Source organism: Streptomyces sp. NPDC046727 (assembly GCF_040645635.1).
Taxonomy (GTDB): Bacteria; Actinomycetota; Actinomycetes; order Streptomycetales; family Streptomycetaceae; genus Streptomyces.
The window spans coordinates 48339-72283 of sequence record NZ_JBEYYR010000029.1 but is presented as its reverse complement, the minus strand read 5'-3'; the positions used below and the strand labels follow the sequence as shown (position 1 = coordinate 72283).

At 71.0% G+C, this 23945-nt stretch carries 10 protein-coding genes and 2 pseudogenes; 3 read left to right on the top strand and 9 right to left on the bottom strand.

The features are described from left to right. Window positions 1-111: 111 nt before the first annotated feature. The 4 genes and pseudogenes from ABZ937_RS29855 to ABZ937_RS29840 form a co-directional block, all read right to left on the bottom strand. Window positions 112-4059, bottom strand: a pseudogene (locus tag ABZ937_RS29855) (MupA/Atu3671 family FMN-dependent luciferase-like monooxygenase); the annotation flags it as partial. Window positions 4060-4205: 146 nt separating this feature from the next. Beyond that, window positions 4206-8708 carry an SDR family NAD(P)-dependent oxidoreductase gene (locus tag ABZ937_RS29850; protein ID WP_361696423.1) on the bottom strand — a complete coding sequence of 1501 codons (4503 nt, stop codon included), beginning with the start codon at window positions 8706-8708 and terminating at the stop codon, window positions 4206-4208. Between the two features lie 29 nt (window positions 8709-8737). Further along, entirely contained in the window at window positions 8738-9475 is a 738-nt protein-coding gene (locus ABZ937_RS29845; RefSeq protein ID WP_361696422.1) for an aspartyl/asparaginyl beta-hydroxylase domain-containing protein, read from the bottom strand. A gap of 1 nt (window position 9476) precedes the next feature. Beyond that, window positions 9477-15983, bottom strand: a complete 6507-nt coding sequence (locus tag ABZ937_RS29840) for an amino acid adenylation domain-containing protein (RefSeq protein ID WP_361696421.1) — start codon at window positions 15981-15983, stop codon at window positions 9477-9479. 502 nt (window positions 15984-16485) lie between these two features. Between ABZ937_RS29840 and ABZ937_RS29835 the strand changes: the two genes are divergently transcribed. Further along, entirely contained in the window at window positions 16486-17931 is a 1446-nt protein-coding gene (locus ABZ937_RS29835) for an FAD-dependent oxidoreductase (RefSeq protein WP_361696420.1), read from the top strand. A 219-nt stretch (window positions 17932-18150) separates the two neighbouring features. Beyond that, the gene (locus ABZ937_RS29830) at window positions 18151-18507 is read left to right on the top strand and encodes a cation:proton antiporter (RefSeq protein ID WP_361696419.1); all 357 of its coding nucleotides are present in this window, start codon (window positions 18151-18153) and stop codon (window positions 18505-18507) included. A gap of 113 nt (window positions 18508-18620) precedes the next feature. Here ABZ937_RS29830 and ABZ937_RS29825 read toward each other — a convergent pair whose 3' ends face one another. From ABZ937_RS29825 to ABZ937_RS29805, 5 genes and pseudogenes are all read right to left on the bottom strand, one after another. Continuing rightward, window positions 18621-20153: an asparagine synthase-related protein gene (locus ABZ937_RS29825; protein WP_361696418.1), complete on the bottom strand. Its 1533-nt coding sequence runs from the start codon at window positions 20151-20153 to the stop codon at window positions 18621-18623. A 43-nt stretch (window positions 20154-20196) separates the two neighbouring features. Continuing rightward, window positions 20197-20670: a GNAT family N-acetyltransferase gene (locus ABZ937_RS29820; protein WP_361696417.1), complete on the bottom strand. Its 474-nt coding sequence runs from the start codon at window positions 20668-20670 to the stop codon at window positions 20197-20199. Between the two features lie 73 nt (window positions 20671-20743). Beyond that, window positions 20744-21361 (bottom strand): annotated as a pseudogene (locus ABZ937_RS29815) (transposase family protein); the annotation flags it as partial. Window positions 21362-21450: 89 nt separating this feature from the next. Further along, window positions 21451-22440: a hypothetical protein gene (locus tag ABZ937_RS29810; protein ID WP_361696416.1), complete on the bottom strand. Its 990-nt coding sequence runs from the start codon at window positions 22438-22440 to the stop codon at window positions 21451-21453. 7 nt (window positions 22441-22447) lie between these two features. Continuing rightward, entirely contained in the window at window positions 22448-23005 is a 558-nt protein-coding gene (locus ABZ937_RS29805) for a peptidase inhibitor family I36 protein (RefSeq protein ID WP_361696415.1), read from the bottom strand. Between the two features lie 613 nt (window positions 23006-23618). Here ABZ937_RS29805 and ABZ937_RS29800 point away from each other — a divergent pair. After that, window positions 23619-23777, top strand: coding sequence for a hypothetical protein (locus tag ABZ937_RS29800; protein ID WP_361696414.1), 159 nt, complete (start codon window positions 23619-23621; stop codon window positions 23775-23777). The last annotated feature ends 168 nt before the right edge of the window (window positions 23778-23945 follow it).

Here is a 23945-nt window from a genome sequence, read left to right as displayed (position 1 = left end):
GATGCTGCGCGGGTTCGTGAAAGCCGTTCCGGAGTCCCTGGAGGAGGCCGCGTACCTGGACGGGGCGAGCCGCGGCGCGGGCAGTGCGGCCCGGTCGAGCTTTCCGTTGGCCGTCAGGGGCAGCGCCTCGATCGCGCTCAAAGCCGAGGGGACCATGTAGCCGGGCAGCAGGGCGGAGACGTGGCTGCGCACGGCGGCCAGGTCCAGCGCCGCCCCGGGCCGGGGCACGAGGTGGGCCACCAACCGCCGGTCCCCTGGTTCGGGTTCCCACACCGTGACGGCCGCCTGGCGGACGCCGGGTGCGCCGGCCAGCGCCGCCTCCACCTCTCCCGTCTCGACGCGGAAGCCGCGGATCTTGACCTGCTGGTCGTTGCGCGACAGGTAGGCGAGTCGTCCGTCCCCGCAGACGCGGACGATGTCACCGGTCCGGTACATCCTGGCGTCCGGATCCCGGGGATCGGACACGAAACGCTCATCGGTGAGGTCCGGCTTGCCCAGGTATCCGGCGGTCACCCCGGCACCGCCGATGTACAGCTCCCCCGGTACGCCGATCGGGGTCCGTCGTCCGTGCGGGTCGAGCACGCTGACCGTCGTTCCGGCGATGGGGCCTCCGATGGTGACGGCCGTGCTGCCGGGGTCGACGATGTCGGTGGTGGACCAGACGGTCGTCTCCGTCGGCCCGTACATGTTCCGCACTTCCGCGCCGGTGTGCCGGGCCAGCCGTCGCACGAGTTCGGCCTCCAGGGGCTCGCCGCCGAGCAGGATCCGGCGCAGCGGGCGCAGCGCCTCGGGCGTCGGTTCGTCGAGCAGGGCCCTGGCCCGCGACGGGGTGCACTGGAGGTGGGTGACGCCGAACTCCTGGATCAGGCTGGTGAGCGGGATGTCGAAGGTGTCGTGGGGGGTGGCCGCGGCGGGGGCTGTGGCCTGCTGCCGGGCGGCCCGGCGACGCAGTTCGTCCAGCCGGGGCAGCGCGTTGAGGGCGGCTTGGGCGGGGACGCCGAAGTCGAGCAGGCAGGCGATCTCGTCCACGCCGATGGCGGCGAGCCGCTGGACCAGCGGCAGGCACTGCTCGGCGGTTCCGATGAGCGCGCCGTCGTTGAGATAGCGGGTGCAGGCGTGGTCGAGCAGGGCCTCCTCGTCCTCCGGGGTGAAGTCGGCGGCCGAGAGGTCCATGCCCAGGCTGCGCGCGAGATTCTCGATCAGCCCGATGGAGGAGCGCAGGTAGGCGCGGAACGGCTGCCGTGCGACCGCGTGCACGTCGGCGGCGTCGGTCCCGATGTAGGTGTGCAGCATCACCGTGACGTGCGGTTGTCCCGGGTGACCTGCCTCCCGCCAGGCCGCTCGGTACTCACCGATCCGCTCGGCGAGCGTGTCCACGTCCTGCCCGAGCAGATGCGTCAGCAGCCGGGCGCCCGCCTCGCCGGCCCGGCGGCAGGTCTCGGGGTTGCCCGAGGAGGTGAGCCAGTACGGCAGTTCGGCCTGGACGGGGGTGGGCAGTACGGCGGTGTTCAGGGTGCCGCCGCGGGGTGCCGGGAAGGCGACGCGTTCGCCGCGCCACAGCCGCCGTACCTGGTCCATGCCCTGGAGGGTGAGGGCCTGCCGTTGGTCGTAGGCGTCCTTGGCCAGGACGAAGTCGTCGATGTGCCAGCCGGAGGCGAAGGACAGTCCGACCCGTCCTGCGGACAGGTTGTCGACCACGGCCCATTCCTCGGCCACGCGCACCGGGTGGTGCAGGGGCATCACGACACTGCCGGCCCGGATCCCGACCCGTTCGGTGACCTGGGCGACCGCCGCGGCGAGCACGGAGGGGGCCGGGTAGGAGCCGCCGAAGGCGTGGAAGTGCCGTTCGGGCAGCCACACGGCGCTGAACCCGTGGGTGTCGGCGAACCTCGCCCCGTCCATCAGCAGCCGGTACCGGTCGGGCCCGGGCGCGGTCTCGTCCGTGTCGCTCGCGAAGTAGAACAGGCTGAACTCCGGTGCCCTGGCCGGCGTGGCTGCGGGCCGAGGGCCGGGGTCCGGGCTGAGCACCACGCGGTGTCCCCTGCTCAGGGTCCACAACAGTTCGAGCACGGAGATGTCGAAGGACGCGCTGGTCACCGCGAGCCAGGTCGGCCGCTCGTCGCCGTCACCGACCGCCTCGTCCATCGCTGCCAGGAAGGCGGTGAGGTTGCGGCGCCTGACCACCACGCCCTTGGGAGTGCCGGTGGAGCCGGAGGTGTGGATGACATAGGCGGCGCTCTCCTGGTCGGGCACCGCCGGCGAGCTGCTCTCCGCCGGCGCGGTGGGCGCCTCGGCAGCGTCCAGGTCCAGCTGCGGTACGCCGTCCGGGAGTGGACCACGGGTGGCAGCGTGCACGAGGACGACGGTGGGGGCGGCATCGTCGAGCACGTACCGGGTGCGGGCAAGGGGGTAACCGGGGTCCAGCGGCAGGTACGCGGCCCCGGCCCGGAGTACGGCGAGCATGGCGGCGGGCAGTTCCGCTCCTCGCCGCAGATACAGCCCGACCCGGTCTCCGGGGCGCACCCCGGCAGCTCGCAGCCGTCCCAGTATCCGGTCCACGAGATGGTCCAGCTGCCGGTAGGTGAGCGTCAGGCGGGTGGCGCCGTCCACGGTGACGAGGGCTTCGGCGTCCGGATGTGCGCGTACCGTCGCAGCGAAGGTGTCGACGATGTCGGCGGCGTCGGCGGGAAGTGCCGGGCCCTGGCCCGTGGCGTCGAGTTCCGCACGTTCCTCGTCGGTGAGCGCGAGCAGCTCGCTCAGGGGGAGACCGAGGTCGCCCGTCCCGCGGCGCAGCACCCGCAGCAGGGCGTCGACGAACCTCTGGACGGTGGCCTCGTCGAACAGGTCGCTGCTGTACTCACAGATGCCGAGGGTGCGCGCACCGTCGCGTCCCAGTTCGAGGCTGAGGTCGGTCCGGCACGTGCCGTTGTGGAGCTCGACCTGTTCGACGGTCAGGCCGGGCAGGGAGAAGTGACGGGCAGGGACGTTCCGGTAGCCGAACTGCACCTGGTAGAGCGGGCCGTGGCCGAGGTCGCGCTCCGGCTGCAGCTCGCGCACGACCCGTTCGAAGGGCACCTGGGCGTGGGCAAGCGCACCGAGGGCGGCTTCGCGCACCCGTGCGACGAGATCGCTGAAGGAGGGGTTGCCGGACAGGTCCGTACGCACCGCCACGCTGTTGACGAACATGCCGACGAGTTTTTCCAGTTCGGGCCTGTCGCGTCCGGCGGTCGGTACGCCGACGACCACGTCCTCCTGCCCGGAGTGGCGCATCATGACGGCTTGCCAGGCGGCCAGGGTCACCATGAAGGGGGTGGCGCGCAGCGCGCGGGCCGTGCCCTCGACGGCCGCGGTGAGTTCGGTGTCGAGGACGAAGCGGACCTGTCCGCCGCGGTACGAGGGCAGGGGCGGGCGCGGGCGGTCCGTGGCCAGGTCGAGCAGGCCCGGTGCGCCGTCCAACTGCCGCCGCCAGTAGGCCAGAGGATCGGCCACCGCCTCCTCGGTGGTCCGGGCACGCTGCCACGCCGCCCAGTCCGCGTACTGGAGGGGAAGCGGCTGGGCTGCGTGGCCGTGATCCAGGCAGGCTCGGTAGGCGGCGCACAGGTCGTCCACGAGGACGCTGCGCGACCAGGCGTCGCCCACCATGTGGTGGTTCACCACCACGAGCAGCGCGTTCCGCGGTCCCGAGCGGATCAGCAGGGCGCGGAAGAGCGGGCCCTGCTCCAGGTCGAACGGCCGGGCCGCCTCCTGCCGGGCGAGCTCGCGTTCGGCGTCGGGTGCGTCGCCGTCCAGCTCCACGGTCCGCAGGACGGATCCCGCGGGGGCGAGGACCCGCTGCCGTGGAGCGCCACCGCTCTGTACGACGACGGTGCGCAGGGCTTCGTGGCGTACTGTCAGCGCGGTCAGGGCGGCGTCCAGCGCCGGCACGTCGAGGGACCCGGTCAGCCGCAGCGCCACGTACTCGTTGAACATGGCCTGGTGAGGGGTCAGCTGCTCCAGGAACCACAGCCGCTCCTGGCCCGCCGACAGCGGTGCGGGCGCCTCCCGGTCGCCGCGGGGCACCGGTCCGTCGCCCGGCTGCTCGCGCGGGGCACCGCCACGGCCGCGCAGGCGTGCTTCGAACAGGGCGCGCTGTTCCGGGCTGAGCCGGGCGAGCCGGGCGTTCCGCTCCTGACCGCCGGTGTCCGGCGGCTCGTGGGGGGAGGCCGTCACTGTCCCTCCACTTCGGTGAGGATGAGCTCTTCGATTTCCGCGGCGAGGTCCGAGACACGGCCGCCCTCGAAGAACACCCGGGCCGGTACCTCGACGTCGAACTCGGCGCGGAGTCTGGCCACGATCCGCGCGGCGAGCAGCGAATGGCCCCCGAGTTCGAGGAAGTCGTCGTGGACGCCCACCTGTTCCACACCGAGCAGTTCGGCGTAGACCTCGGCGAGCCACTGCTCGGTGCTGGTCCGGGGTGCCGTGTACGCAGTGGACAGTTCGGGCCTCGGCTGCCGGGCGGTGAGTCGGGGTGCCTGCGCGGGAGCGAAGGCGAGCGTGCCGTCCGCGGCGACGGGGGTCCCGGCGCGGGCCACGACGGCCCTGCCGCCAGGCCCCTGGAGCAGGGCCGCGAAGGCCCGGGTCGCCTGCTCGGTGGTGAGGGCGCCGGCGAGCATGGTCTGCTGGAAGTCCCGGAGATCCGCCGGCACCTGGGCGCGGCGGGCCATGCCGGCCTCGCCCCACATGTCCCAGTCCACGGCGATGGCGTGGCGCCGGCCCGTGGCGTTCTCGGCTTCGGCGACCCCGACGAGATAGCAGTTGGCGGCAGCGTAGTCGGCCTGGCCGTAGGTGGGTACGAGGGTGGCCAGCGAGGAGCACAGGACGAGCAGTCCTGCCTCGTCGGGCCGCAGCTCTGCCAGCAGGTTGCGCACGCCGGTGGTCTTCGGTGCGATGACGGCGCGCATCTCGTCGTCCGTGCGCAGTTCGACGGAGCCGCCGCCGGGGAGACCGGCGGCGTGCACGACGCCGTCGATGTGCCCGAACCGCTCACGGGCCAGGTCCAGAGCGCGGGCCAGCGCCGCCCGGTCGGTGATGTCCGCCTGCACGGTGAGGACCTCGGTGCCGGTTGCCCGAAGATCCCGCAGAGCCTGTGCGGCCTCCCCTCCGTACTCCTCGGGTGCTCTGCGGCCGAGGAGGACGAGACGGGCCGCGCAGACGCGTGCCAGCTGGCGGGCGAGCGCCAGTCCGATGCCGCCGAGACCGCCGGTGATCAGGTAGGTGCCGCCGTGGCGCAGCCGCACGGGCATGAAGTCGGGAACCGGGCGGTGCACGGGTTCGACGGCGCGGCTGAGCAGCCGGCCGGAGCGCAGGGCGACCGGCCCGCCCGGTGCGGCGAGTGCGCCCGCGACGAGGACCGCCGCGGCGGCTGTGTCGGGGACCTGGTCGCGTGCCAGGTCGAGTTGGGTGCAGCGCAGGTTGCCGTACTCCTCGGGCAGCACCTGAACCGGGCCGCTGAGCAAGGCTGCCGCGGGGTCTGGCAGGTCCGCGGGGTCGGCGTGCAGGGCGCCCGCGGTCAGGACGCCGATCCTGACCTCGTTGACCACGCGTTCGGCGGACAGGGCGCGGGCGAGCCGGACGAGTCCGAAATAGCCCTGGGTCTCGTCCGGGCCGGCGGTGTCCAGGCCCCAGGCGTACAGGGCTGCGGTGGGCGTGCGCACCAGGGACCGCAGGTCTGCCAGGAGCTTGGTGTACTGGGCCTGGTCGTCGGGGTCGATCTCGTAGACGCCACGGCGGACCCTGCGGTACGCGGTGCCGGGCTGTACGACCGTGACGATCTGTCCGTTGCTGGTGAGCAGATCCACCAAGGACTGGGCCCGGCCTTCGCGGTCGAGGAGGACGAGCCAGGTCCGCCGACGGCCGCCGAAGGGGTCCCCGTCGGGTGCGGGCAGCGGGCGCCAGACGGCTCTTGCGTGCACCGCGTCGACCGGGTCCGCTTCCCGGACGGCGGGCGGCTCCTCGGTGGCCGGCCCGCCCGCCGGGTGGGGTTCGATCCAGTGGGGCCGGCGCTCGAAGGGGTATCCGGGCAGGGTGGTCACCCGCGCGTCGTCGCCGAGGGGCTCCCAGTTGACGGCGACCCCTTGGGTCCACAGGTCCGCCAGCGACAGGACCGCCGCGCGGGGCTCGTCCGCCTCCGACCGCCTCCCGCGCTGCGGCAGCGGCGGGCGGGCCAGGTAGCGCGGTGCGGTATCGGTGTCCCGGGCCGCCCGCACCAGATCGGTGAGCACGCCTGCGGGCCCGGTCTCGACCAGGACGAGGTCGTCGTCCAGCGAGGCGAGGGTACGCAGACCGTCGTGGAAGCGGACCGGGGAGCACATCTGCCGCGTCCAGTAATCCGGGTCGACCGCCTGGTCGTCGGTGATCCAGCCACCGGTCACGTCGGAGACGAAGGGGATGCGGGGTGCTGTGAGGGTGAGGGTGCTGAACTCATGGGCGAGCAGCTCCGCGACCGGCGCGCACAGGGCACTGTGGAAAGCGCGGTCGACGCCCAGCCGGACCGGATGCAGGCCCTGCTCGGCGAGTGCGGGCATCGCCGAGTCCACGGCCCGCGCGGCACCGGACAGCACGGCCGCCCGTGGCCCGTTGACGGCCGCGAGGTCGAGTCCGTACCGCTCCGCGACCTCCAGTGCGTCGGCTTCGCGCAGCGAGATGCCGACCATGCCGCCGGGCTCGGTCTGTTCGAGCAGTCTGCCGCGTGCGGCGACCAGGGCCAGCGCCTCCGGCAGCTCCAGGACGCCGGCGAGGAGCGCCGCGGTGTACTCCCCGAGGCTGTGACCGAGCAGCGCCTTGGGCTGGACTCCCCAGTGCTCCCACAACCGGGCGAGGGCCCAGCTGACCGCCAGGACGGCGGGTTGGGTGACGGAGGTGCGGCGCAGTTCGTCCTCGCCTCCGTTGCGCAGCAACTCGACGAGGTCTGCGCCCAGGTGGGGGCGGAGCAGGCGGGCGCACTCGTCGAGGGCGGCCCGGAAGACGGGGTGCGCGCGGTGCAGTCCGACGGCCATGGTGGGGAACTGCGCCCCCTGGCCGGGGAGCAGGAACCCGACCGGGGCGTCGTCGCGGGTGCTGGTCCCCGTCACGCAGGCCCGGCGGTCCTGTTCGTGCAGTGCCCGGGCCGCGGTGGCGGTGTCGGCCGCGACGACGACCCGTCGCCGGCGCAGCTGCCGCCGTCCCGCGCGCAGGGTGCGTGCGACGTCGTCGACGCGCAGCTCCGGCGTGGCCGCCATGTGGTCGGCGAGGCGGGCTGTCAGGGTGTCGAGCGCGGTTTCGGTGCGGGCCGACAGCGGCAGTGCGACGGGCAGGTCCGGGGGTTCGGGGGCGGGCCGCGGAGCGGGTTCGGGGGCCTCTTCGAGGATCACGTGGGCGTTGGTGCCGCCGATGCCGAACGAGCTGACGGCGGCTCTCCGGGGACCGTCGGCCGTCGGCCAGGGTGTCGTCTCGCGGGGGACGAAGAAGGGGCTGTCGGCCAGCCCCAGGTCGGGGTGCGGCCGACCGGTGTGCGGGGGTGCCGGGATCTGCCGGTGGCCGAGCGCCAGGACGGCCTTGATCAGACCGGTCACTCCGGCCGCGGCGTCCAGGTGGCCGAGGTTCGCCTTGGCCGACCCGAGCGCGCACCAGCCCCGGTCGCTCTCGCCGGGAGCGGCCGCCCGGTAGGCCGCGGTGAGCGCGGCCACCTCGATCGGGTCGCCGATCGGCGTGCCGGTGCCGTGTGCCTCGACGTAACTGATGGTCCGCGGGCTGACCCCGGCCATCGACAGCGCCTCGCGGATGACCGCGGTCTGCCCGGCGACGCCCGGTGCCGTGTAACCGGCCCGCTGGGCGCCGTCGTTGTTGACGGCGGAGCCGAGGATCACGGCGTGCACGCGATCGCCGTCGGCGAGTGCGTCGGCCAGCCGTTTGAGGACGACCACACCGACCCCGTTGCTGAAGACCGTGCCGTCCGCGTCGGCGGAGAACGGACGGCACTGCCCGTCGGGTGACTCGATGCCGCTCGCGGCGGGCAAGTAGCCGGAGCGCTGGGGTACGGTCACCGAGACGCCACCGGCGAGCGCCACATCGCACTCCTGCGAGAGCAGGCTCTGCACGGCCTGGTGGACGGCGACCAGCGAGGTCGAGCAGGCGGTGTGGACGTTGACCGCCGGACCGCGCAGGTTGAACTTGTAGGCGACCCGGGTCGCGAGAGCGTCCGGAGCGTTGCCCTGGAAGATCATCGGTACGCCGAGCGAGGCCTTCAGGTCGGTGCGCGGCAGCAGGTTGTGGATGAGGTAGGTGCTGAGCATGGAGCCCGCGAACACCGCGGCCGTGCCCGGGTACTGTTCCGGATCGCAGCCGGCGTCCTCCAGAGCCGTCCAGGCGCACTCCAGGAAGATCCGCTGCTGGGGGTCGATGACGGAGGCCTCCAGGCCGCTGTAGCCGAACAGCGGGGAGTCGAAGCCGGCGATGTCGTCGAGGATGCCCTTGACCGGCACGTAGCCGGGCTGTGCCGCGTCGGCGTCCGGCACCCCGTCGGCACGCAGCTCCTGCGGGGTGAAGCGGCTCAGGACCACACTGCCTGAGGCCAGCAGCTCCCACAGCGCCTGAGTCGACTCGGCGCCGGGGAAGCGCCCGGCCATGCCGATGATCGCGACACGGCTGTCGGTGTCGTCCGGGCCCTCCGGCGCCTGCTGGTATGCGTTCAAAGTCCGCTCCGTGGAAGTGGTGGGGGGTGTCAGACGGCCATCAGGTAGCGGTGGAAGCGGGGCATGAGGATCTCCAGGGCACGAATCTCGACCGGGGTCAGTTCCGGGTGCCAGATGTCCCAGAGCAGGACCGCCCGCTGCCGGGTGCCGCGGTTCCAGGCCTCATGGATGAAGCTGTCGTCGAAGAGGATGACCTTGCCCTCCTCCCAGCCGCGCTCCTCGTCGCCCACCTTGATCCCGCAGCCGGGCGGGACGACCAGCGGCAGATGCGCGGTGAGCAGCAGGTTGACGCCACCGGTGTGGGGGGTGATGTGGACACCGGGGTTGAGCACGGTGAACATGGCGTCGCGGGGGCCGTGCGGGGTGGTGTCCAGGGCCCGGCGGGTGGCAGGGCACCGTTGCAGTGCCTCCTCACGCCATGTGCCGTTGCGGTACAGCTGGTACGTGTCCCAGCCCTGCCAGCCGAGCTCCTTGGTGTAGAGGTCCTCGAACGGAGCGAACACGGCGTCCGCCTCGCGCAGGGCGAGGAACTCCTCGCGGATGCGCGGGTAGGCCGCCTCCATCTCGGCCACCCAGGCCAGGCCGCTGGAGTCGTGCCAGGGCAGTGCGCTGATCCCCGGGAAGAACAGCCTGGTCGGTTCCTGGTCGTCATGCAGGTATGCGGGGGCTTGTTGCCCGACGAGGATGCGCAGGCATTCCTCGACCCGTTCCAGGCCCCGCGAACCCAGGGACTGCCGCAGCTCCGCCAGCGCACCGCCGATATCCATGTCAGGAGCTCCCTGTCGGTTTTCGTGTCGGTCCGTCCGTGTCGCCGGCGGAGCCGCGGGTGCGGCCCCGGGCCTGGGCCCGGACGCGCATCGCAGCCCGCCTGCGCTCGCCGCGCGGCTCACCGCTGTCCTTGCCCGACGGTGCGGCCCCGGCCGCGTCCAGGCCCGCGGCGAACTGCGCGATGGTGGGCCGGGCGAACACGTCGACCAAGGGGATCTGCCGGTTCAGCAGGCGGTTGAGCTCCAGTTGAAGCCGTGCCGCCCGCAACGAGTCGCCGCCCGCCTCGAAGAAGTTGGTGTGGCGCCCCACCGCGGCGCCGCCCAGAACCTCCCGCCAGGCGTCGGCTACCAGCTGCTCCAGGCCGGCCAGGGGTGCGCTGCCCTGTGCTGTCGGCGCCCCGGGCAGCGGCAGCCTGGCCCGGTCCCGTTTGTTGCTGCGGGTGCGGGGCAGCGTCCGCAGGATCATCACCGTGTCCGGGACGGCCGGGGCGGGAAGTCGGGCGGCCAGGTGGGCGCGGAGTTCGTCGCCGTCCACGCCCGGGGCGGTGACCGCGTATCCGACCAGTCGCTGGATCCCGCCGACCTGGTGCACGGCGGCGGCTGCCTCGCGCACCAGCGGATGGCCTTCGAGGACGGCTTCGATGCCCTCGAGCTCCACGCGGCTGCCCCGGATCTTCACTTGGCTGCCGATGCGGCCGACGAAGGTGAGTTCGCCGTCCGCCGTCCAGCGGCCGATGTCGCCGGTACGGTACAAGGTGCCGCCGGGCTGCCACGGGTCGGGGATGTAGGCGCGGGCGCTCTCTTCGGGCCGCCGGTGGTAGGCGCCGGCCAGGAAGTCGCTGCGCAGATGGATCTCTCCGGGCACACCCACGGGGCACGGCCGACCCCGGTGGTCCAGTACCAGGACCTCGCGGCCGGGAATGGCCACACCGATGGGGACGGAGTCCGCGAAGGTCTCCGCCCGACCCAGTTCCCGGTAGGTGGCGATCACGCATTCGGTCGGGCCGTACAGGTTGTGCAGGCGCGGGCGGTCGGGGCGCTGCGCCCATGCCTGCACCAGGCGCGGGGGTACCGCCTCGCCGGCCAGTTGCACATGTTCCAGGTCCGGCAGGCTGGTCTCCGTGGTCCCCAGGGCCTCGGTGACCAGGTGGAAGAAGCCGGGTACCGTCCCCAGCCTGGTGATCCGCTCGGCCCGCAGCCATGCCGCCACCGCCAGTGGGTCGCGGCGCCGGTCCTCGGGGACGATGCACAGCGTCGCTCCGGCGCACAGAGCCGCGAACATGTCGGAGTAGGCGGCGTCGTAGGTGAAGGGGGCCCACTGTGCGATCCGCCCGCCCGGCCCGATGCCGTAGTACTCCCTTTCCCAGGCGGCCAGTTGGGTGAAGGTGGCATGCGGTAGCACGATGCCCTTGGGGACTCCCGTGGAACCGGAGGTGTACACCAGGCACAGCGGGTCGCCGCCGGAGACCTCCCGCCGCGGGGCCGGTGCCGCGGGCGGCTCCCCATGGCCGGGCGCGGGGGCTGATTCCGGTACGAGCTCGACCGGTGCGCCTCCGAAGCGGCGGTGTACCGGATCCCACAGGTCCGGGTGTGCGGTCAGTGCTTCCCGGGTGGCGAGGACGCGGACGGGGTCGGCGTCGGCGAGCAGTGCGGTCAGCCGCGGGCCGGGATCGCCGGGAGCGAGTGCGCAGAAGGCAAGTCCGGCTTTCGCCACCCCGAGTGCGGCGGCGGTCTGGACGGGACCGGTGGGCAGCAGGAGGGCCACGAACCGGCCCGGAGCCGCAACCGGTTCGGCGAGCCCGCCGGCGATGTGGTCACTCCAGGCGTCGAGGCTCCCGTAGTCCACGGCGGCACCTTCGTGGCGGACCGCCACCGCACGGGGGTCGAGCCGGGCGCGCCGCCGGAACACCTCGTGCACCGGCAGGGGGTGATCGCGGCGTGCCGCGCCGCGCGGGCGCACCGGCCGAGGGGACGGCAGGACGCCGTCCGTGAGGTCGACGGTGTCCAGGGAGCGCCGCGGATCGTCGAGTCCGGCCGTCAGCAGTGCTGAGAGGTGTGTCATGAACCGGTTCGCCGATCCCGGGCCGAACCGGTTGCCCGGGACGTCGAGGTGCCCGTCCAGCCGGTCGGCGTGCTCGTCCAGGGAGAGAGCGATCTCGTACTTGGCCGTGCCCGGGTGCAGCGGCTCCACCCGGCCGCGGACGTCGCCGAGCGTGAGTTCGGCGGGCGGTGCCTCCTGCAGCGTCAGCATCGCCTGCACCAGCGGCGTCCGGCCCGAGGACCGGTCGAGCCCCAGGCGGGACACCAGCTGGTCCAGCGGGACCAGTGGGTGGTCCAGGTCGCGAGCGAATGCCCGGGCGGTGCGGGCGACCAGCTCCGCGAAGGTGCCGGGGCCCGACACATCCAGCCGTACGGGCAGCAGATTGGCCAACGACCCTACGACGGAGTCGAGTTCGAGGCGGTCCCGGTTCGCGACCGGCACCCCGACCACGATGTCGTCCGATCCGGTGTAACGTCCCAGCAGCGCCCCGAATGCCGTGAGCAGCAGGACGAAGGGGGTGACCCGCAGCTCGGAGGCCGTCTGCCGGAGCCGGGTGGTCAGCTCGTGCGGGATGGCCACGGGCAGCGGCCCGTCCTCGGTGCGCGTGACTTCAGCGGGCAGGTGCAGCACGCCCGGGTAGCCCTTGAGCCGGGCGGTCCAGTACGCGAGCTGCTTCGCACGTGCCGCCTCCCCCGCAGGCCCCGCGGCGACGGCAGCGTACCCGGCCAGGCCGGCGGAGGCGGGGGACGGCGCGGCCCCGGTGCCGGTGCGGTGGGCGTACAGAGTGGTGAGGTCGCGCAGCAGGACGCCCACGGACCAGCCGTCCACCGCGAGGTGGTGGGCGCACAGAAGCAGCACGTCGCGGCTGTCGGGAAGGTGCACGACGCCGACCCGCAGGAGCGGTCCGGCCGACAGGTCGAACGGGCGGGCGGCCTCCGCGCGGGCCAGCGCCGCGACGGCGTCCCGCACGGTCTGCGCGTCCCCGCTCGCCCGTGGCACATCCGGCTCGGACAGCGGTACGCGAGCATGCGGCCTGGGCCACCACACCGGCTGGCCGTCGTGGAGGTCGCAGCGGGCGGTGAGGATCGGATGCCGTGCGGCCAGGTCGCCGAGGGCGGCGTGGAGCGCGCCCGTGTCGACGGGGCCGTCGAAGTGCACGGCGGCGGCCAGGTTGTAGGCGGGCGAATCGGGGTTCAGCCGGTGCAGCAGCCACAGTTGGCGCTGCTGATCGGTCAGGGGCACCGGATCGCCCAGGAGGATGTCGGCCGCTGCCCGCCGCGGCTCCGGATGGACGGCGCCGGCCGCCGTGCGGGCCAGGGCGGCGGGCGTGGGGTCCTGGTAGAAGGCGGCCAGTGAGGGCGCGGTGCCGAGGGCTTCGCGCACCCGGGCCAGGAGTCTTGTGGCGCCCAGCGAGTTGCCGCCCGCGGCGAGGAAGTCATCCGCCATGCGCACCCGGTCGGGAGCGGTGCCCAGCACTGCGGCCCACAGGTCGGCCACGGTGCGTTCGAGCCGGCTGACGGGTTCGGCGCCGGACGGCGATGTCGCCGTGCGGGCGAGGTGGACCAGGGCGCGCCGGTCGATCTTGCCGCTGGTGTTCAGGGGCAGTTCGGGCAGGACGACGAGGGTGCCGGGCACCACCGCGGCGGGCAGGTGCCGGCGCAGCCATGCCCGCAGCGCGGTGGCCGCTTCCGCCTCGTCCGTGTCGATCCCGGTCGCCACGAAGGCCGCAAGGCGTGGCGTTTCCCCATCCGCGCGGTCCGCCACCACCGCCGCGTTCCGCACCGCCGGGTGGCGGGCCAGCACGGCCTCGATCTCCCGCAGTTCGATGCGGTGACCGAGGATCTTCAGCTGTCCGTCGGCCCGTCCGAGGATCACGAGCCGCCCGTCGGGCAGCCGGCGGCCCAGGTCGCCGGTGCGGTAGACCCGGCCCCCGTGCGGGTTCACCGGGTCCTCGACGAAGGCGGCGGCGGTGAGGGCGGGCCGGTTCCAGTATCCGGTGCTCACTCCGGCACCGCCGATCACCACTTCGCCGACACTGCCGGGACGTACGGGCTGGTTGTCGCGGCCCAACAGATGGCACACGGTGCGCGCGACGGCGCGCCCCACCGTCACCGGCTCTCCCTTGCGGACCCGGCCGACGGTGGACCAGACGGTGGTCTCGGTGGGGCCGTACAGGTTCCACACCTCGTCACACCAGTCCAGCAGCTGGTCGGCCAGGTCCCTGTCCAGCGGTTCGCCGCCGCTGAACACGCGCAGTCCGGGCAGCCTCGGCGGGGCGGCGCCGTCCAGCAGGGCGCGCCAGAGGGACGGCGTGGCCTGCATCAGGGTGGCGCCACTGTCGGTCAGCAGGGCCGCCAGGGCGTCGGCGTCGCGCACCGTCTCGCGGGGTGCGATCACCACCTGCCCGCCGACGGTCAGCGGTGCGAACAGCTCCAGCATGCTGATGTCGAAGCCCACTGAGGTGACGGCCAGCAGGACGTCGTCCGCGGTGATGCCGGGCTCGCGGGCGACGCTGTGCAGCAGATTGGCCAGATTGCCGTGAGTGACAGCGACGCCTTTGGGCGTCCCCGTGGACCCGGAGGTGTACATCAGGTAGGCGAGCTCGTCCGGAGCCGGCCCGTCGGGGTACGGCACACGTCCGTCCTCGCCCTCGGCCAGCAGGGTGGCGGCGCTCAGCCACAGGGCCTTCCCCGGGTCGCCGGGGGCTGCGCCGTCCGCCCGGCCGTCGGTGATCACTGCCTTCGCGTCGCTGTCGCCGAGCATGTACGTGACGCGTTCCGGGGGCAGGGCCTCGTCGAGCGGTACCAGTACGGCACCCGCCCGCCACACCCCGACCATCAGCGGGACGATCCCGGCGTCGCGTCTCGTCCGCAGGGCCACCCGATCGCCGGGCTCGATCCCGTACCGCGCGGCCAGCCGGGCGGCGACCCGGTCGGCCGCGGCGTCGGCCGCGGCCCGGGTCAACGCCGTTCTCCGGGAGCGCACGGCGAGCGCGGTGCCGTCCCGCAGCGCCAGCTCCCGCAGCACCTGCGGTACGGCGTCCCACAGAGGCTTCTCCTGCGAGCTGGTGTCGCAGTCCTCCAGGATCCGCCGGCGTTCCTGCGGTGTGAGCAACGGTACTTCCGCCAGGGACCGTTCGGCGTCCTCGACCACCTCACGGAGCAGACAGAGCAACGACCGGGCGAGGTCGTCCACCGTCTCGCTGTCAAGCGTCGCGGTCCGGTACTCCAGGCTCAGGTCGAGCGCGCCGGAGGGCCGGGGGCGCACGAAGAGCGACAGGTCGTGCTTGGCGGTGCCGCTGTGCGTGGGGAGCGGGACGGTGTGGATGTCCGGCAGCTCCAGGGTGGTGGTCGGCCCACTGTGGAAGGCGTACATCACCTGGAACAGGGACTCCGTTCCGCTGTCCAGGTGCTGGAGGACGAGGTCGAGCGGTGTGTCGCGGTGCCGGAGGTCCTCTTTCAGAGCGCCTCTGGTCCGGCGCAGGGCTTCCCGGAAGGTGAGCTGCCCGGGCAGGTGCGCCCGGTGGACCATGACGTTCAGCAGCGGGCCGACCACGCCGGCCAGGCCGGGACGGCTCCTGGTGGCCACGGGCATGCCCACGTTCAGGCTGTCGCGTCCGGTACGGCGGCCGACGACCGTGCAGAACGCCGTGAGCAGCACCGTGGACAGGCTGGCCAACTCCGTGCGTCCCAGCTGCGCCAGACCGGCCGCCAGGTCCGCCGGGACCGTGCACTGGTGCAGCCTGCCGGCGAGGTGGTCAGGCCCCTCGGGCAGGGAGTCGGCACCACCACCGGGCGCGGCGGGAAAGTCCACCGCCGGCAGCTTCTCACCGAGGCGTCCGCGCCAGTACGCCAGGTGCCGCCCGGCGTCGAATTCGCCGCGCTGCCAGGTCGCGTAGTCGCCGATGCCGGGCACCTCGATCGCCGCACCGGACGGTGTCGTGTAGCGAGCCGCCACTTCGTCGAGAAACACCCCCAGGGCCCAGGCGTCGACCGCGATGTGGTGGGCGGCGAGCAGGAGCACATGGTCCTGAACTGCCAGGCTGATCAGCTGAATGCGGATCAGCGGCGCCAGGGTGAGCTCGAACGGAGTGGTGGTGGCGTGGGTGATCAGCTGGACCAGTCGGCGTTCGCGCTCCGGGCCGGGCAGGTTCGTGAGGTCGATCCGCTCCACCGCGGCGTGCACGGTGTCGGGGAACAGTTGCACGGGTTCGTTGTCCGGGCCGTCGGCGATGCGGGAGCGCAGGGACTCGTGCCGGCCCGTCACCTCGGTCAGCGCGCGCACCAGCCGGTCGGCGTCGAGCGCGCCGCCCAGACGGAAGGCAGCGCTCTCGTTGTGCAGTGCGCTGCCCGGCCACACCTGTTCCGCGCGCCAGATGGCCCGCTGGGCATAGGTCAGCGGGGCGCGGCCACGTTCCGGACGCGACGGAATGGGTCGCCTATTCGGACCGACAGTTCCTACCGACATATGCACCCCGTAAATCCCCCAACTGCAGATCAAGCCACACAAGAGAGGAAATCGAAGGATTCGAATGCATCACTGCAAATGGGTTGGAGGGAGCTTCGAATAACACATTGCATGGCGCATCCACCAACGCCAGAAGATCAGGCTATCAAGGCTCCCGCGACCCGCCACAGAACGAATTCCGGACATCAGGAAAATTGGACGCCCTTTAGCGCAGCCACACCCACCCCACCGCACTCCACCTGCACAATGTGCGCTCGACCAGCACGCCGTCGACCATGCGCAGCAGCCCACGACATCCGGGTCCCGGTGGCCAAAAATGAATGTTTAATGATCAAGGTACCAAAGAAGTCTATACGTCACGGCAATTACCGCAGCCCCCGGTTGACCCAAGACCATCGCCAGCAGAGACTGAATCCACTGGACTGCAGGCAGTCAGAGTCCGCTGCCTCCCCATTTCCCTTGATCCGGTTCTCCGCTCCTCTGCACGAAAGGGCGTCCAGACGTGACACAGGCCGTTGATCATGATTTCGATGTAGTAGTTGTCGGCGGCGGACCGGGCGGGTCATCGGCGTCGGCGTTCGTCGCGATGCAAGGCCACCGGGTCCTGCTCCTGGAGAAGGAGCAGTTTCCGCGGCATCAGATCGGCGAGTCCCTGCTGCCTTCCACGGTGCACGGTATCTGCAGGCTGCTCGGGGTTTCCGAGGAGCTGAGCCGGGCCGGGTTCATGGTGAAGCGCGGCGGAACCTTCCGCTGGGGTTCCAACGCCGAGCCGTGGACGTTCGACTTCGCGCTCTCCCCCAAGTTCGCAGGCCACACGTCCTTCGCCTACCAGGTCGAGCGCATGAAGTTCGACAAACTGCTCCTCGACAACGCCCGCCGCAAGGGCGTCGACGTTCGGGAACGCAGCACCGTCGTCGACATCGTCGAGGACGGCGGCCGAGTCCGCGGCGTCGTCTACGACGATGAACACGGCGTACGACACGAGGTCAGCGCCCACTTCGTCGTGGACGCGTCCGGCAACCAGAGCCGGCTGCAGGGCCGTATCGGCGGTCGCCGCCAGTACTCCGAGTTCTTCCAGAACATCGCGCTGTACGGCTATTACGAAGGCGGCATGAGGCAGCCCGCGCCCAACTCGGGCAACATCACCTGCGTTGCCTCCTCCTCCGGCTGGCTCTGGTACATCCCGCTGAGCGACAAGCTCACCAGCGTCGGTGCGGTGGTGCGCAGGGACCAGGCCCACCGGGTTCAGGGCGACCGCGTCGAGGCCCTGACCGCCCTGATCAGTGAGTGCCCGCTTGTGTCGGACTACCTGTCCGAGGCGCACCGTGTGCAGAGCGGCCCGTACGGGCAGGTGCGCATCCGCAAGGACTACTCCTATCTCCATGACTCGTTCTGGCGTCCGGGTATGGTCCTCATCGGCGACGCCGCATGCTTCATCGACCCGCTGTTCTCCTCCGGCGTCCATCTCGCCACCTACAGTGCCCTGCTGGCGGCCCGGTCCATCAACACCGCACTGCGCGGCGAGATCGCCGAGCAGGAGTGCTTCACCGAGTACGAAGCGCGCTATCGCAAGGAGTACCACCTCTTCCACGACTTCCTGACCGCGTTCTACGACGTCAACCAGGACGAGCAGCGGTACTTCGAGGAAGCCGCACGGGTCACCCGCGACGCCGCCTCCTCCCAGGCCGAGGCCTTCGTCGGGCTGGTCGGCGGTGGCGCCTCCAGCGAAAGCGCGCTGGTCTCGGAGACGTACCGGGCCCAGCGCAGGGCCGCACTGCGCGACCACCTACCGCGGATGCACTGGGAAGGCCAACGACTGCAGGTGCAGGCCGCCTTCGGAGAGGTCGCCGGGGACATTCCGCTGCGCGAGGGCGGACTGGTGGAGACGGAGGACGGCATGCACTGGACCAGGGGGACCCAGCAGCCCGCTCGCGTGTCTCAGACGTGACGGGGCATCAGGGCCGGTGCACCGTTCGGGAACGCGTCGCCTCGGAGTAGCGTTCGGACCCTTGACGCCCTCTTCACCGGCGGGCTGCTGCCGGCCCTGCTCCTGGCCGTCCCCAGGGTCTCCGAGCCGAACGGCCTCGGTCGTCTTCCTCGGTGCCGCCCTGCCGGTCAGTGGCAGACAGCACTCGCCCCGGTCCGTCTACGGGCGATGCTCCTCCTCGTGAGACCCTCCCCGCGCCTGCCGTTCGCCCGTGCGGACCACCACCAGGGCTCGACCGGGCCGGTGGTCATCGTCGTATTCGGCGGGCTCCTCCTCACAGGCACCGGCCGACTGCTGCTGCCCGCATACTTCGTTCTGGCGGGGATGCGGGTCGACCTCTCGCACGGCACCGCACCCAACCTGGGCGAACTCGTACTGATGCTCGTGGTCGCCATCGCCGGCAAGACGGTCGGCACCTATGCGGCAGCCCGAGCGTGTGCCGTGCCCAGGCTGCAGTCCACAGTGTCGGCCGCCCTCATGAACACCCGCGGGCCCACCGAGACCGTCATCCTCACCACAGGCGCCAACTCAACCTGATCAGCCCGGGCCTGTGTACCCCGATGGTGGTGATGGCCCCGGCCACGACATACGTGCCCTCGGTGACATCCCGACGGGTACGCACCGCGCCCACACCGACACGTCCGGGGCCGCTACGGAATGAACTCGAAGTGGTCGGAGTGCGGGTAGTCGAACCCGGCTCGCTTGCTGCGTTCACGCGGGGCGGGGAAGCCCGCCTTCAGGTACTCCCTCAGAAAGTACCTGCCTTCCTCGGTGTCGATGCCGAGGCGGTCCGCAAGCGAGTTGTCGGCCGAGGCCACCCTCCGGGCACTCGCCATCACCCCGTTCGTCAGCCCGCTGCCGTCCGACATCCGGCTCTTTTCCCGGTCCCTGATGTACACCGGCAGCCGGCCCCGGCAGGCTTCGCGCAGCACCCACTTCTCCACGCCGTCCCGGAGTTTCAGGGACATCGGCAATCGGTAGCCGAACTCCATAAGAGACCGGTCCAAGAACGGCACCCGGGTCTCCACCGAGTGGAGCATGCTCATCCGATCCACCCGCTGCAGGTCAGTGCGGTACAGGTTATGCGTCCGGTACCGCATGAGTTCGTCCGGTTCGGGGTGGGTCTTGAACAGGGCGTACCCGGCCAGCACTTCGTCGCTACCCTCTCCGCACAGTGCGACTTTGAAGCCGTGTTCCCGCACCGCCCGGTAGCCGACGTAGGAGACGCAGGAGTCCATCACGTCGATCTCCTCGAAGAGCTCCGCGCCCTGGATCACGGTAGGGACGATCTCGGCCATCACGACCTGGTCCAGGTAACTGACCACGTGGGGAATGCCGAGCTCGGCACAGTACCGTTGCGCCACTTCTACGTCGGCCGAGTTCTCGTACCCCACAGTGAAAGCCGTCACTGCGGGATGAAACCGGCAGGCCGCCTCCAGTACCGCAGCGCTGTCGATGCCCCCGCTGAACAGCACCGCGACCGGCAGGTCGGTGTCCGTCTGCCTGCGCACAGCGTTGTCGAGCAGCTCCCGGTAGCGCGTCACCGCCTCCTGCTCCGAGCAGCGGGGAGGGTCGGTCCGCAACTCGAAGTGCCGCACCGGCTGTTGCCCGTTCACCAGGTAGGTACCGGGCGGCACCTCTTCGATGGCATCAGTGACACCGATCAGGCACTTCTGCTCCGAAGCGAAGTAGTGCACACCATCACTCACCACGTGATACAGCGGCTTGATCCCGATGTGGTCACGCGCCGCCAAGAAGGTTCCGGTGCGACGGTCGTGCAGGACGAAGGCGTACATCCCGTCCAGACGACCGACGAACGACTCCCCCCACTCCAGATAGGCGACGAGCAGGACCTCGGTATCGGTCTTGGTGCGGAACTTGTGTCCGAGCCGCTCCAGCTCCTTGCGCAGCGCCCTGTGTTCGTACAGCTCTCCGTTGAATACGACCTCGACGAGCCCATTGGTGTCGGACTGAGGCTGACGACCGTGGTCACGGTCGACGATCGCCAGCCGGTTGGTTCCGAGCGCGATCCCAGGCCGCGTCAGGCGTTCCGCGAAGCACTCCGCGTCGCCGCGATGCCGGATCCGGTCGAGCATACGGGCCAGCTGTTCGTCGCGGTGCGCGACAGCTTCCGGTGATTCGTCGGTGATCCGGGCGTCGATGATCGCGGCGATTCCGCACAACGTCTTTCACACTCCTGAAGTCCGGCCTTTGGCAGAGAAGGCTTCAACGGGTCGCGACAGAGACCCACTCCAGCGTCTGATCGGGGAGATGCTCCATGTTGCGGCTGCCGTCGGTACGCTCGAGTACAGTAAAGCCGTGGTGCGCGTAGAACTGGCGTGCCCCTGTGTTGAGTTCAAAGACATGCAGGATCAGTCGGCCGGGACAATTCCGCTTCACCTCATCCAGCAGGAGCGTGCCAACGCCCCGGCGCAGGACGTCCGGCCGCAGGTACAGGTGCTCCAGCAGGTCACCCTTGAGGGCGGCGTAGCCGAGCAGCTCAGCGCCGCGCACTGCCACCCAGGTGTGGCTCTCCTTGAGGATCACTTCCTCCACCCACCGCGTCACTTGCTCGTGATTGCGTTTCTGCGGCGGAAGGTAGGGCATGGTGGCCGCCCGGGACGCCATGTGGATGCGCGCGATGTCCGCCGCATCCGATACTCCTGCGGCTCGGATCCGTACTAAACCCTCAGCATTCACATGCCTACCCTACCCACTAGATCGCCTCCGAACCCCGCACCGCACCCGCATGGCCTGGCAACTCCCTTCGGGGTCAAAGGGCTCGGGGACGGTGATCACTTGGTTGTGCGGGGAGCACACTGAATGAACCTCTTTCATCCTGAGTATTGGTTGCGCGGCGCGCTCGCCGCAGCAGTCGCCACGACTTGACGCGGGCGAAGGCGCGTTCGCCAGGGGCGCGCAGGCCGGCGTGGTCGCGGTTGTACTGCTGGTAGGGCTCGGGCAGGTCGCGGTGGCCGTAGTACGGGGTACGGACGGTGGCGCCGGCGCCCTGGTAAGCGCGGTCGGCCAGGACGAGGATCCGGCGGGTGAGACAGACCTGGACGATGCCGTGCGCGCGGGCCGCGGTCAGGTCGTGGGTCCGTCCCGGTGTCGCCCCAGAGAACCAGAGTGGTGTGCCGTCGGGACGTGCGAGGACCTGGATGTTCATGCTGTGCTTCTTGTGTTTGTGCGAGTAGGACGGCTCGTCCGCTTTGATGCGGTCGGTGGGAATGAGGGTGCAGTCGCGGATGACGAAGTCGCCGTCGCCCAGACCGACGAGGGCCTCGTGCAGTCTTGGCGCCCACGAGGCGAGGATCTCGACGGTCTCGTGCACGTACCGCCAGGCGGTGGCCTCGGAGACTCCGAACCCGGCACCGACCTGTGCCAACGTCTTGAGTGAGATCACCACACCAACGACGAGGGGCTTCGCCACGTCAACCGACCTGACCAGCCCATTTCACCCGGCCGGGACTCGGATTCTCACCCTTCCCTCTCCGGCGTCACCCCGTCGTGAGGTCCCGGCGCTGGGCGATGGGAGAGTTCAGCCAGCACAGCAGCGGCTCGACGCACCGCCGCAGCGCGGCGAAGCGCCAGATCCTCCAGGGATCTGTGGTCGGCTGCGGAAAGTGAGGCCACCAGAGTCCGCCGCGCTGCCAGGGCGGTTGACGGCAGATGGACCTGGGCAGCGCATTCGCCGTCGGCGACCGCCACCACTTTTTCCTGCCGGCGGACGGCAGCTGTGGCGCCGTTGCGCTGATACTTCTCCTGCAGCGCGCTCTGCGCGGCCGAAGGCGTGTCGTACCGGTAGCCTCGGCTGGTCATGCACCTGCGCCAAGCGGCAAGCGCCGCACGATAACCGGGCGCCTGTGCCACCTGCCCGGCCAGACGGTTGTCGTACTGGTCCGGGGTGTAGACGATGCGCGCCCACAGGGCAAGACTGCCGGCAACGGCCCGACGCCCGTCCGCTTCACACCCCCTTCCCGGCATGCCCACGGTCTGCCGACCACCGACGCCCAGAGTGACCCGGTCCGCTTTCCGACCGAACAGGACTATGTCGTAACGTCGTTGCTCCCGTGAGGGCAGTCGCTCGTAGTACCGCTCCTGTGCCTGCCGCGGCGGCGAGCCGTCCCAGTCCGGTCCCAGACCGTATCCGTGATCCCGGCGGCCTGGCAGGTCGATCGCCGCGGCCTCGTCCTCCGGTGCGGGCAGGGGCAGCGGATCCCCGTCAGGGACATCGAATCCGTGTGCGTCAAGGCACCGCTGCACCAGTCGGCTGACCGCCGTTTCGAGGAGGTGCTGGGAGGCCGGCCACGCGCCCGACCGGGTCGCCAGGTCGGTGACCGATACGCGGGGCGAGGCCGGTGCGGTGCCCTCCGGGTGCCTGGCCGGCTGCGCGGAGACGCAGCCGGCCAGGCCCAGGCCAAGGGCCAGGATCAGTGTCAGACACCGGCCCCCACGTGCGATTCTCACCGTCGGCCTACCTCGGCGTGCACCAGTGCAGCGAGCTCACCGAGTCATTGAACGACGGATCCCCGTACCCGGCCGGCGGTCCCGAACGCGACCCGAAGTCCACGATGTAGTCCCCCCGGGACAGACTGTGGTAACTCCCGTTGTAGTTGATCCTCGTCCACAGGTACACGGTGCACTGGCGACCGTCGTTGTAGGCCGAACTCGCACAGTCGTTGAACCCCGCGTGAGTGCACCCTGCGGGCCGGCTCAACCGGGTGAAGTCAGCGTAGTCGTTCTTGAAGAAGTACGCCGATCCGCGGAAGTTCGCGTTGGGCCACAGGCAGGTTCGCCCCGACTGACAGGACGGTGCTGCAAGTTGACCGGCCGAGGACGCCGTGCCGGCAGCGGGTCCGGGACCGGCCACGGCGGCCGTGGTCCCGGCAAAGAGCAGGGCGGACGCCAGGGCCACGGCACCGGTTCCCCATCGAGCGATGTGCAGCCTCGTCTGTTTGCCCTCCTTGCCCTCCTCTGCGCGACGAGGAAGCCGCCACCGTGCAGACCGCGAGGGTTGCGACGACCTGTTCATACGTTCCCCCTTTTCCGAGCGCGGTGCCGGCGGTCGTCCGGCACCGTCGTGATGCCACAACGTACGATCCGCCCTGTGTGGCCCGCGTCCCGCAGAGGGTTGAACTCCCCTGCAAACCGGTGCAGTAGCCGCCCGGTTCCTGCAACTTCCGCGGTACCGCAGAAGCAGACCGCCGCCGCCGTGCGAACAGTGACGCCGTGCAGGCTGACCTTCGACCCGCCCGCCATGGGCAAACTCGCGGTGAAGGACAACGGGTGTCCAGCCCCGGCAGACGTTCACCGGCGTCGTCGACGCCGCGACCGAGGAGATGCCCCGTACCGGAGCCGACCTCAGGCCGTGCCCAGCCGCCACCCACATACGCCGGTCGCGTACACGCCCCACCAGGCCGCAGACATCCGCACAGCCGCCCTGGCCGACATTGAACAGCCGGTCTCCAGCACGCCGGCCGTGGACCGCATCCACCCGGTGGAACAGTGGCACGACGGCACACACATCCAGTGGTACCCGGTCGCCGAAGTACCGTTCGAAACAGGGCCGTCGGCATGACCGGCTACCCGGGGCGTCATCCGTTGCAGGGCACCGCTGTAGTGCTCACCCCACCAACACCGGCTCGATGGCCACCACCGGACCGGTGACGGATCAGGGGGTCCTGCGAGGCGGGCGGGGCGTCCTGGACCTGGTGATACCGGACGGCGATCCGCAGCGCCGGCGGAACCTGACAGCTGCCGACTGGCTCCAGATCACCCCGTACCAGGACCAGGTGATGCTGTGACGAGTCCCCGAGGCTGCAGGTGGAAGAGGACCGACCGCGGGACGAAGACGACGCCCTGATCGTCACCGGGACCCCTGCATCTGAGGACTTCGCCCGAAAGGGGAGCGTCCCCGGGGGCTAGGCAGGCATGCACGTCCCGGATGTACCCACCGCCGGCTCAGTCAGGGG